6 protein-coding genes are annotated in these 9,983 nt (G+C 72.5%); 1 reads left to right on the top strand and 5 read right to left on the bottom strand.

All coding sequences use genetic code 11. From position 1 onward, the window contains the following. Window positions 1-140: 140 nt before the first annotated feature. The 4 genes from BKE38_RS08035 to ssb all read right to left on the bottom strand — a co-directional run bounded on the left by BKE38_RS08035 (window position 141) and on the right by ssb (window position 6,195). On the bottom strand, window positions 141-1,898 hold the full coding sequence (locus BKE38_RS08035; protein ID WP_207553525.1) for a fructose-specific PTS transporter subunit EIIC: 1,758 nt from the start codon (window positions 1,896-1,898) through the stop codon (window positions 141-143). Between the two features lie 31 nt (window positions 1,899-1,929). After that, the gene (pfkB, locus tag BKE38_RS08040) at window positions 1,930-2,880 is read right to left on the bottom strand and encodes a 1-phosphofructokinase (RefSeq protein ID WP_076956804.1); all 951 of its coding nucleotides are present in this window, start codon (window positions 2,878-2,880) and stop codon (window positions 1,930-1,932) included. Continuing rightward, complete coding sequence (ptsP, locus tag BKE38_RS08045) at window positions 2,870-5,362, bottom strand: phosphoenolpyruvate--protein phosphotransferase (RefSeq protein ID WP_076956805.1); 2,493 nt, start codon at window positions 5,360-5,362, stop codon at window positions 2,870-2,872. The genes pfkB and ptsP overlap by 11 nt, the downstream gene beginning before the upstream one ends. Before the next feature lie 266 nt (window positions 5,363-5,628). Next, entirely contained in the window at window positions 5,629-6,195 is a 567-nt protein-coding gene (ssb, locus tag BKE38_RS08050; RefSeq protein WP_076956806.1) for a single-stranded DNA-binding protein, read from the bottom strand. A gap of 326 nt (window positions 6,196-6,521) precedes the next feature. Between ssb and uvrA the strand changes: the two genes are divergently transcribed. After that, entirely contained in the window at window positions 6,522-9,506 is a 2,985-nt protein-coding gene (uvrA, locus tag BKE38_RS08055; protein WP_242662276.1) for an excinuclease ABC subunit UvrA, read from the top strand. Window positions 9,507-9,568: 62 nt separating this feature from the next. Here the strand turns inward: uvrA and BKE38_RS08060 are convergent. Then, window positions 9,569-9,983, bottom strand: a 415-nt coding sequence (locus BKE38_RS08060; protein WP_131829515.1) for an energy transducer TonB, incomplete at its 5' end; no start/stop codon positions are given.

Here is a 9,983-nt window from a genome sequence, read left to right on the forward strand (position 1 = left end):
TGGAAAATCCGCGTCTTTATAGCGGCTTCCGGGCGTTCCGCCAAACCGGTCCGGGCGGCCGGGAGGGGCGCCCTGCCCCGCCCCCGGCCACTCTGGCGACCGCCTTCATTTTGCTGTCTTTTTTGCGCTGGGCTGGCGGCTCAGGCGGTCACCCCGGCAGGCGCGCCGCGCTTCAGCACGGCGACCGCCGCAGCGGTGACCAGGGTGCCGGCCAGAATCGCCAGGATGTATCCCAGCGGATTGCCCACCGCGCCGGGGATGCCGACCACGAAAATCCCGCCATGCGGCGCCCGCAGGGTGCAGCCGAACAGCATGACCAGCCCGCCGGTGACCGCCGAGCCGGCAATCAGCGCCGGGATCACCCGCAGCGGGTCCTTGGCGGCGAAGGGAATGGCACCCTCGGTGATGAAGGCGGCGCCCAGGATGGCGGCGGCCTTGCCGGCATCGCGCTCCTCCTGGCTGAAGCGCGACCGGGCGATCACGGTGGCCAGGGCGATGCCCAGCGGCGGCGTCATGCCGGCGGCCATGATGGCGGCCATCGGCGCATAGGTCTCCGAGCCCAGCAGGCCGACGCCGAAGGCATAGGCCGCCTTGTTCACCGGCCCGCCCATGTCGGCGGCCATCATGGCGCCGAGCAGCACGCCCAGGATCACCGCATTGGTCGAGCCCATGCCGCGCAGGAATTCGGTGAGCCAAGCCAGGGCCGCGGCGATCGGCGCGCCGAGCACGTAGATCATCAGCAGCCCCGTCACCAGCGAGGCCAGCAGCGGGATGACCAGGACCGGCTTCAGTCCTTCCAGGCTGTCCGGGAAGGGCAGCCGGTCGCGCAGGAACTTCGCCACATAGCCGGCCAGGAAGCCGGCGACGATGCCGCCCAGGAAGCCGGCATTGACCGCGCCGGCCAGGGCGCCGCCGACGAAGCCTGGCGCCAGGCCCGGCCGGTCGGCGATGGAGAAGGCGAGGAAGGCGGCCAGCACCGGCACCATCAGGGCCAGCGCCGATTGCGCACCGATCTGGAACAGCGCCGCCGGCAGGCTGCCGGGCTCCTTGAAGGCCTCGATGCCGAAGGCGAAGGACAGCGCGATGCAGAGCCCGCCGGCGGTGACCAGCGGGATCATGTAGGAGACGCCGGTCATCAGATGCTTGTAGATGCCGGGCGCCTGGGCCTTGGCGGGCGCGCCGGCGGAGGCCCTGGCGCCACCCTGCGGCTCGGCGGCCAGGGCGCGGGCGATCAGCCCCTTGCCGTCCTTCAGCGCGTCGTTGGTGCCGGCGACGACGATGCGCTTGCCGGCGAAGCGGCTGCGGTCGACCCCGGTGTCGGCGGCGATCACCACGGCGTCCGCCGCCGCGATCTCCTCGTCCGTCAGGGCGTTCTTGGCGCCGACCGAGCCTTGCGTCTCCACCTTGATGGCGTAGCCGAGCTGCTGCGCCGCCTTTTCCAGCGCCGCCGCGGCCATGAAGGTATGGGCGATGCCGGTCGGACAGGCGGTGATACCGACCAGCCTGCGGCTGCCGCTCTCCTCCGCCACAGCGGCAGCGGGCGCGGCCACGGGCATCGGCGCCGCCGCCGGGCGCGGCAGCAACGCCAGCGAAGCGGCGGCGCGGAGCGCCGGCTCGGGGCGGCGGATCGCTTCGACGATGGTGGTGGCGATCAGCGGGCGGCCGGCATGGCGCGCCGCCTCGGCGGTCGCATCGCCGACCAGCAGCACGGCATCGGCCGGGCCGCTCGCCGGCTGCTCGCCCGTGTCCAGCGCCAGGTCGAGGCCGGCACGTTCGGCCGCCTCGCGCAGCGCCTCGGCGGCCATGGCCGCATGCGGCGGGCTGGCGGCATGGCGGATGACGGCCAGCAGGCGGGTGGCAGGCTTCAGCGCGGGGTCCGGCGCGGCGTCAGGCGGCATGGCGGAAGTCCGGCTCGGGGTGGCGGGAAGATCAGAGCTGCTCGACATCGGCTTCCTCCGCCAGGCGGGCGATGGTGGCGGCCTCCGGCAGGCCGCCGGCGGGGCGGGAGACGGCGGCGGCGGCGCAGCCGGTGGCCAGCCGCGCCATGGCCTCCGGCGCCAGGCCGCGGGCGAGCGCCGCGGTCAGCCCGGCCACCATGGCATCGCCGGCGCCGACCGTGGTGGTCAGCGGCACCTTCGGCGGCCGCACCCAGAGCGCCTGGCCCGGCAGGGCGAAGAGCGCGCCCTCGCCACCGGCCGAGACGACGACATGCTCGATGCCCTGGGCCTGCAGCGCCCGGGCGCCGGCCAGCAGCGCGGCGCGGTCGGGCAGCGCCTGGCCGAGCAGCGCCTCCAGCTCCTTCCGGTTCGGCTTGACCAGGCTGGGCCGGGCGCTGATCGCCGCGGCCAGGGCCGGGCCGCTGCTGTCCAGCACGATGCGGGTGCCGGCGGCCGACAGGCGCACCGCCAGCATGGCCAGCGCTTCCGGCGCCAGGCCCGGCGGCAGGCTGCCGGCGATGACGGCGAGGTCCGGCGCCGGGGCCAGCCGGGTCAGCAGCGCCTCCAGCGCATTGGCCGAGGCGGGGCTGCCGGGCGGGTTGATGTCGGTGACCCGCCCCTCCCCGCCTTCCACCAGCTTGACGTTGATGCGGGAGCGGCCGGGCAGCGGCTCGAAATCGACGCGGATGCCGAGCGGCGCCAGGAAGGCCTCGAAGGCCGGCAAATCCGCCTCGCCGAGCAGGCCAGTGGCGCGGGCGGGCTCGCCCAGCACCGCGAGCATGACGGCGACATTGACCCCCTTCCCGGCTGGCCGCAGCTCGGCCGGTCCGGCGCGGTTGACCTCGCCCAGCGCCAGCCGCTCCAGCGGGATGGTCAGGTCGAGGGCCGGGTTCAGCGTGACGGTTGTGATGTGGGGGGCGATGCGGGGGCGCTCAGCCGGCATGGGCCAGCTCCCGCAGCGCCGGCAGGGCGCGGACCTCGGCGGCGGTCGCGCAATCCAGCGCGGCGCGGGCGACCTTCTCGGCGGCCAGCATGGTCATGCCGCGGATCTGCGCCTTCAGCGCCGCCACATTGGGGATGGAGACCGAGAGCTCGTCGACGCCGAGCCCCACCAGGATCGGCGCCGCCATGGCGTCGGCCGCCAGGTTGCCGCAGACGCCGACCCAGCGCCCGCGGCCATGGGCGGCCTTCACCGTCATGTCGATCAGCCGCAGCACCGCCGGATCCAGCGCGTCGGAGCGCGCCCCCAGCGTGGGATGCAGCCGGTCCACCGCCAGCGCGTATTGGGTCAGATCGTTGGTGCCGATCGAAAAGAAGTCGGCCTCGCGGGCCAGCTGGTCGGCCATCACCGCGGCCGAGGGCACCTCGACCATGATGCCCACCTCCAGCGGCGGGGTGGCCAGCGCCAGCCGCTCCCGCTCGATGATGGCGCGGGCGGCACGCAGATCGGCCAGGCCATCGACCATCGGCAGCATCAGCCGGATGTCGCCATGCCGCCCGGCGCGCAGCGCGGCGCGCACCTGGGCGCGGAACAGGGCCGGCTCGGCCAGCGACAGGCGCAAGCCCCGCAGGCCGAGGAAGGGATTGGCTTCCACCGGGTGATGCACGAAGCGCAGCGGCTTGTCGCCGCCGGCATCCAGCGTGCGCAGCACCACCGGCAGGCCGCCGAAGCCCTCGGCCAGCCGGCGATAGAGCGCGAACTGCTCCTCCTCGGTCGGCGGCTGCTCGCGGCCATCGAACAGGAACTCGCTGCGCACCAGGCCGGTGCCCTCGGCGCCTGCGGCGACGGCCTCGACCGCCTCCTCCGGCTTGCGGACATTGGCGGCGACCTCGACGCGATGGCCATCGAGGGTGACGGCCGGGCGGAAGGCGGCGCGCTTCGCGGCGGCGGCGCGGTCGCGGCCGGCGGCCATCGCGGCCTCGGCCCGGGCGATGGCGGGGGCATCCGGGTCGGGCAGCAGCGTGCCGCGATCGCCATCGACCACGGCGCGGATGCCGTCGGCCAGCTGCAGCACCTGCGGCCCGGCGGCGACCACGGCGGGGATGCCGAGCGCGCGCGCCAGGATGGCGGTATGCGCCGTCGGCCCGCCGGCCGAGGTCACCATGCCGACCACCCGGGCCGGGTCGAGATTGGCGGTCTCCGAGGGGGTGAGGTCCTCGGCGACGACGATGGCGCCCTGCGGCAGGGTAACGACCGCCGTGTCGCCGCCCACCAGATGGCGCAGCACGCGCCGGGACACGTCCTTCAGGTCGGTCGCGCGCGCCGCCAGCAGCGGGTCCCCGATGCCGGCGAGCGCCGCGGCACGGGCCTCGGTCGCGCCCTGCCAGGCGGCGGGGGCCGAGGCGCCGGCGTCGATGGCGGCGCGGGCCTCGGCCAGCAGCTCGGGGTCTTCGAGGAACTCCTCATGGGCGGCGAAGATGGCGGCATGCTGCTCGCCGACGCGCTTGCCCATCTCCTGCGCCACGGTCTTCAGCTCGGCCCGTGATTCCTCCAGGGCGGCTTCCAGGGCGGCGGCCTCGGCGAGCGGGTCGGCGGCGATGGCCGCGAAGCCGGCGGCCTCGGAGCGGAAGCGGTGCAGCTGGCCGATGGCGACGCCCGGGCTGGCGGGCAGGCCGGCGATGGCTCCCGGCTCCAGGGTTTCGGCAGGCGCAGCCGCGGCGGCGGGAGTGGCGCCGGCGGGCGGCGCGTCGCGGTCGCCGAGCTCGTCGGCGAAAGCGGCGGCCAGGGCGGCCAGCGCCGCCTCGGCATCGGGGCCGGCGACTTCGAGCGTCATGCCTGCGCCCGGCCCGGCGCCGAGCTGGAGGAGGGAAATCATGCTGCGGGCATCGGCGCGGCGCTCGCCATGCCGCAGGGTGACCGAGGACTGGTAACGCTTGGCCAGCTGCACCAGGAGGCGGGCTGGCCGCGCATGCATGCCGGCGGCGGCGGGGGCGCGGACCTCGGCGGTCAAGGCGCCGGCGGCGGAAATGCCCGGGGTGGCGCTGACGCCCGGCATCGGTGCATTCGGGTCGAGTGCCGCCAGAATGTCTTGCGGATTGTCGGTTACAGCCAGCCGGTCGGCCAGCTCGGCCTCGCCCAGCACCTCGGTCAGGCGGCGCAGCACGGAAATATGCTCGTCGCCCTGGGCGGCGATGGCGACCACCAGCCGGGCGCGGTCCTCGCCGTTCCAGGCGACGCCCTGCGGCACCTGCAGCACGGCGATGCCGGTCCGGCGGATCAGCCCCCGATCGTTGCGCTGCCCGTGCGGGATGGCGATGCCATTGCCCAGGAAGGTATCGGCCTCGACCTCCCGGCGCAGCATGCTGTCAGCATAGGTGGCGTCGACGGCGCCGGTTTCCACCAAAAGCTGGGCCGCGGCGCGGATCGCCGCCTCCTTGTCGGCGGGGGTGGCGGCCAGGCGGATGCGGTCGGCGGAAAGGATCACGGCGCTCGGGCTTCCTGTCTTCCGGGGCGTCTCGGCCCGTGGCGCGGGCCTCAGCGAGAAGGGCGTGTTGAATTACACCTTCTTCATCCGACGCCCCTGGGCAAAGATTGCGGCCCGGCGGCCCGCTGCAAGGGGCCGATGGTGCTGCCGCAATCCTGAACGCAACCATTCGCCAGAAGTTTTCCGCGAGAGGCGTCCGGCAGCGTTCGAGCGCGTGGCGGCAGGAAGCCCCGCCGCGCGCCCTTCATCCCGGTTGGACAGGCGGCTCAGAACGGGATGTCGTCGTCCAGGTCGCTGCCGCCGCCCTTCGGCGCGTCCCAGCCACCGCGCTGCGGCCGGCTGCTGCCACCGCTGCTCCGCTCGCCACCGCCGCTGCGCTCGCCGCCGCCATAGCCGCCGCCCGAGGACCGGCCGCCACCGCCGCCGCTGCCCCCGCCCTCGTAGCCACCGCCGCCGAAGCCGCCGCCACCGCCGCCGCCCTCGCCGCGGCCATCGAGCAGCGTCAGCTCACCGCCGAAATTGCGCAGTGCGACCTCGGTCGAATAGCGGTCCTGGCCGGACTGGTCCTGCCACTTCCGGGTTTCCAGCTTGCCCTCGATATAGACCTTGCTGCCCTTGCGCAGATACTTCTCGGCAATCTCGCCCAGCTTCTCGTTGAAGATGGCGACCGAATGCCATTCGGTGCGCTCCTGGCGGTTGCCTTCGCGGTCCTTGTAGGAATCCGTCGTGGCCAGGCGCAGGTTCACCACCCGCCCGCCATTCTGGAAGTTCCGCACCTCCGGGTCCTTCCCCAGATTGCCGATCAGGATCACCTTGTTGACGCTGCCGGCCATGCTGCTCGGTCCTTCATCCGCTACCGCCCCGACGACCGGCGCCCCCCGTGCTGAGCATGGCAGGGCTGGGCCGCGCAGGGCTTGGTTTCACATTCACGCGCACCCAGATGGGCGCCTCGGTCGATTGCGCCGACCCTTGATCTGGACCCCGGGCCGCGGCGCGTCGCCGCAACCTAGCCACACGGCCCGCCCGGGACCAGCCCCAGCGGCGGCAACCGGGGCACAGCCTGCCCTCGGACGCCTTTATCATGGGGGAAGAGGCTGCAACGGAAGGTGGCCTCCGGCCGCTTACTCACTTCCGCTTAGCCACTTCCCTTGGCAGGCGGATGCTGGCACAAGCCCCGCCAGAACACAATGCGAACACCTGTGCGCAGGAGTCTGACTTGAAGAAGCTTTCCTCCCCCTCCGGTCAGACCGCCGCCGCCGCCGCTCCTCTCGGCCAGGACCAGATCCGCATCCGCGGCGCCCGCCAGCACAATCTGAAGAATGTCGATATCGACATCCCGAAGCACACCCTGACCGTGCTGACCGGCCTGTCGGGCTCCGGCAAGTCGTCGCTGGCCTTCGACACCATCTATGCCGAGGGGCAGCGCCGCTATGTCGAGAGCCTTTCGGCCTATGCGCGGCAGTTCCTGCAGCTGATGCAGAAGCCGGACGTGGATTCGATCGAGGGCCTGTCGCCCGCCATCTCGATCGAGCAGAAGACCACCAGCCACAATCCGCGCTCCACGGTCGGCACGGTGACCGAGATCCATGACTACATGCGCCTGCTCTGGGCGCGGGCCGGCGTGCCCTACAGCCCGGCCACCGGCCTGCCGATCGAGGCGCAGAGCGTCAGCCAGATGGTCGACCGCGTCCTCGCCATGGCAGAGGGCACCCGCCTGCTGCTGCTGGCCCCCGTGGTGCGCGGCAAGAAGGGCGAGTTCAAGAAGGAGCTGGCAGAGTACCAGCGCCGCGGCTTCGAGCGGGTCAAGATCAATGGCGAGCTGATGCGCATCGAGGACGCGCCCTCCCTCGACAAGCGCAAGAAGCATGACATTGAGGTGGTGGTCGACCGCGTCGTGGTGGGCGGCGAAGGCCTGGCGCAGCGTCTGGCCGACAGCTTCGAGACCGCGCTGGGCCTGGCCGACGGCGTCGCCTATGCCGATGGCGCCGATGATGGCGAGCGCACCGTCTTCTCCAGCCGCTATGCCTGCCCGGTCTCCGGCTTCACCCTGGAGGAGATCGAGCCGCGGCTGTTCTCCTTCAACTCGCCGCAGGGCGCCTGTCCGGCCTGCGACGGCCTTGGCACCGAGAGCTTCTTCGACGGCGCGCTGGTGGTGCCGGACGATGCCCGCAGCATCGCCGACGGGGCGGTCGCCGCCTGGGCCGGCAACAGTGCGCCCTATTACGACCAGACCCTGACCAGCCTGGCGAAGCATCTGGGAATCAAGACCAGCACTCCCTGGGGCGAGTTGCCGGCCGCGGCCCGCGAGGCCATCCTGGAGGGCACCGGCAAGGAGGTCGTCACCCTCCGCTACAAGGATGGCTTGCGCGCCTACGAGGTGAAGAAGCCCTTCGAGGGCGTGCTGCCGAACCTGGCCCGCCGCCTGCGCGAGACCGACAACCCCTGGGTGCGCGAGGACCTGTCCCGCTACCAGGCCGAGCGGCCCTGCCATGCCTGCTGCGGCGCCCGGCTGAAGCCGGAGGCGCTGTCGGTGAAGGTCGCCGACATGCACATCGCCGGCGCCAGCGACCTGTCCATCCGCAAGGCGCTACCCTGGTTCGAAGGCGTCGAGGCGACCCTGACGCCGCAGCGCGCCGAGATCGCCCGGCGCATCCTGAAGGAGATCATCGAGCGGCTGCGTTTCCTACTCGATGTCGGGCTTGACTACCTGTCCCTCGCCCGCTCCTCGGCGACGCTGTCAGGCGGCGAGAGCCAGCGCATCCGGCTGGCCAGCCAGATCGGCTCCGGCCTGACCGGCGTGCTCTACGTGCTGGACGAGCCCTCGATCGGCCTGCACCAGCGCGACAACGAGCGGCTGCTGACCACGCTGCGCCGGCTGCGCGACCTCGGCAACACCGTGCTCGTCGTCGAGCATGACGAGGATGCCATCCGCACCGCCGACCACCTGATCGACATCGGCCCGGCGGCCGGCGCCGGCGGCGGCCGGATCATCGCGCAGGGCACCCCGGCCGAGGTTGCGGCCAATCCCGACAGCATCACCGGCGCCTATCTCTCGGGTCGCCGCGCCATCGAGGTGCCCGCCGAGCGCCGCAAGCCCGACCCGAAGCGGCAGCTCAAGGTCGTCGGCGCCACCGGCAACAACCTGCGCGGCCTGTCCGCCGGCCTGCCGCTCGGCACCTTCACCTGCGTCACCGGCGTCTCCGGCGGCGGCAAGTCGACCTTCGTCATCGAGACCTTGTACAAGGCCACCGCCCGCCGGCTGATGGGCGCCGGCACCGTTCCCGCCCCGCATGAGCGGATCGAGGGGCTGGAGCATCTCGACAAGATCATCGACATCGACCAGTCGCCGATCGGCCGCACCCCGCGCTCGAACCCGGCGACCTATACCGGCCTCTTCGCGCCGATCCGCGACTGGTTCTCCGAGCTGCCGGACAGCCGGGCCCGCGGCTACAAGCCCGGCCGCTTCAGCTTCAACGTCAAGGGCGGCCGCTGCGAGGCCTGCCAGGGCGATGGCCTGCTGAAGATCGAGATGCACTTCCTGCCCGACGTCTACGTCACCTGCGACACCTGCAAGGGCAAGCGCTACAACCGCGAGACGCTGGAGGTGAAGTTCCGCGGCAAGTCGATCGCCGACGTGCTCGAGATGACGGTGGAGGAAGGGCTGGAATTCTTCTCCGCCGTGCCGGCGATCCGCGACAAGCTGCGCGTGCTGAAGGAGGTCGGCCTCGGCTACATCCATCTCGGCCAGCAGGCGACCACCCTCTCCGGCGGCGAGGCGCAGCGCATCAAGCTGTCGAAGGAGCTGTCGCGCCGGGCCACCGGGCGGACGCTCTACATCCTCGACGAGCCCACCACCGGCCTGCATTTCGAGGATGTCAAGAAGCTGCTCGAGGTGCTGCACCAGCTGGTCGACCAGGGCAACACCGTCGTGGTGATCGAGCACAACCTCGAGGTCATCAAGACTGCTGACTGGATCCTCGACCTGGGGCCGGAGGGGGGCGACGGCGGCGGGCAGATCGTGGCGCAGGGGACGCCGGAAGAGGTCGCCGCCGTGCCGGGCAGCCACACCGGGCGCTTCCTGGGGCCGCTGCTGCCGGCGCCGGTGGCCAAGCCGGTCAGGCGCAAGGTGCTGGCCAAGGCCTGAAACAAAAAAGTCCGGGGGAAGGAATTCCCCCGGCCCCTTCTCTTTCTGTCAGAAAGCCAGCTTCAACGCAGGAAGAAGTTGATCGGGACGGCCATCTCCAGCGGGTCGGTGCCCATCTCGGGCGGGAAAGGCGGCAGGCGCGCGCGCTCGATCATCTCGCCCACGGCCTCGTCCAGTTCGGCGCTGCCGCTGCTGCGCTCGATCTTCCAACTCGTCACCGTGCCGTCCGAGGTCATCCGGAACCGCAGATACGCGACACCCTCGATACGGCGTAGCCGGGCGCTGTTCGGGTAGCGCTTGGCGCGGTTCAGCGCGGCCGAGATCGCCGACTGGTAGCTGACCGGCGGCCCCGACGGGCCCCGGCCAGCCGGCGCGGCAGCCTGCGGCGCGGCGGCGGCCGGCGCGCTGGTGCTCGGCGCCGGGGCCGCCGCGGGCGGCGAATAAGGCTGCGCGGTCGGCGGCGGCGGGGTCGGGCGG

This window comes from Teichococcus deserti (genome assembly GCF_001982615.1).
GTDB lineage: Bacteria > Pseudomonadota > Alphaproteobacteria > Acetobacterales > Acetobacteraceae > Pseudoroseomonas > Pseudoroseomonas deserti.

Coding starts and splice junctions, on each gene's coding strand:
- BKE38_RS08035 (WP_207553525.1), bottom strand. CDS start 1,898: ATGCCGCCTGACGCCGCGCCGGACCCCGCGCTGAAGCCTGCCACCCGC.
- pfkB (WP_076956804.1), bottom strand. CDS start 2,880: ATGCCGGCTGAGCGCCCCCGCATCGCCCCCCACATCACAACCGTCACG.
- ssb (WP_076956806.1), bottom strand. CDS start 6,195: ATGGCCGGCAGCGTCAACAAGGTGATCCTGATCGGCAATCTGGGGAAG.
- uvrA (WP_242662276.1), top strand. CDS start 6,522: ATGCTGGCACAAGCCCCGCCAGAACACAATGCGAACACCTGTGCGCAG.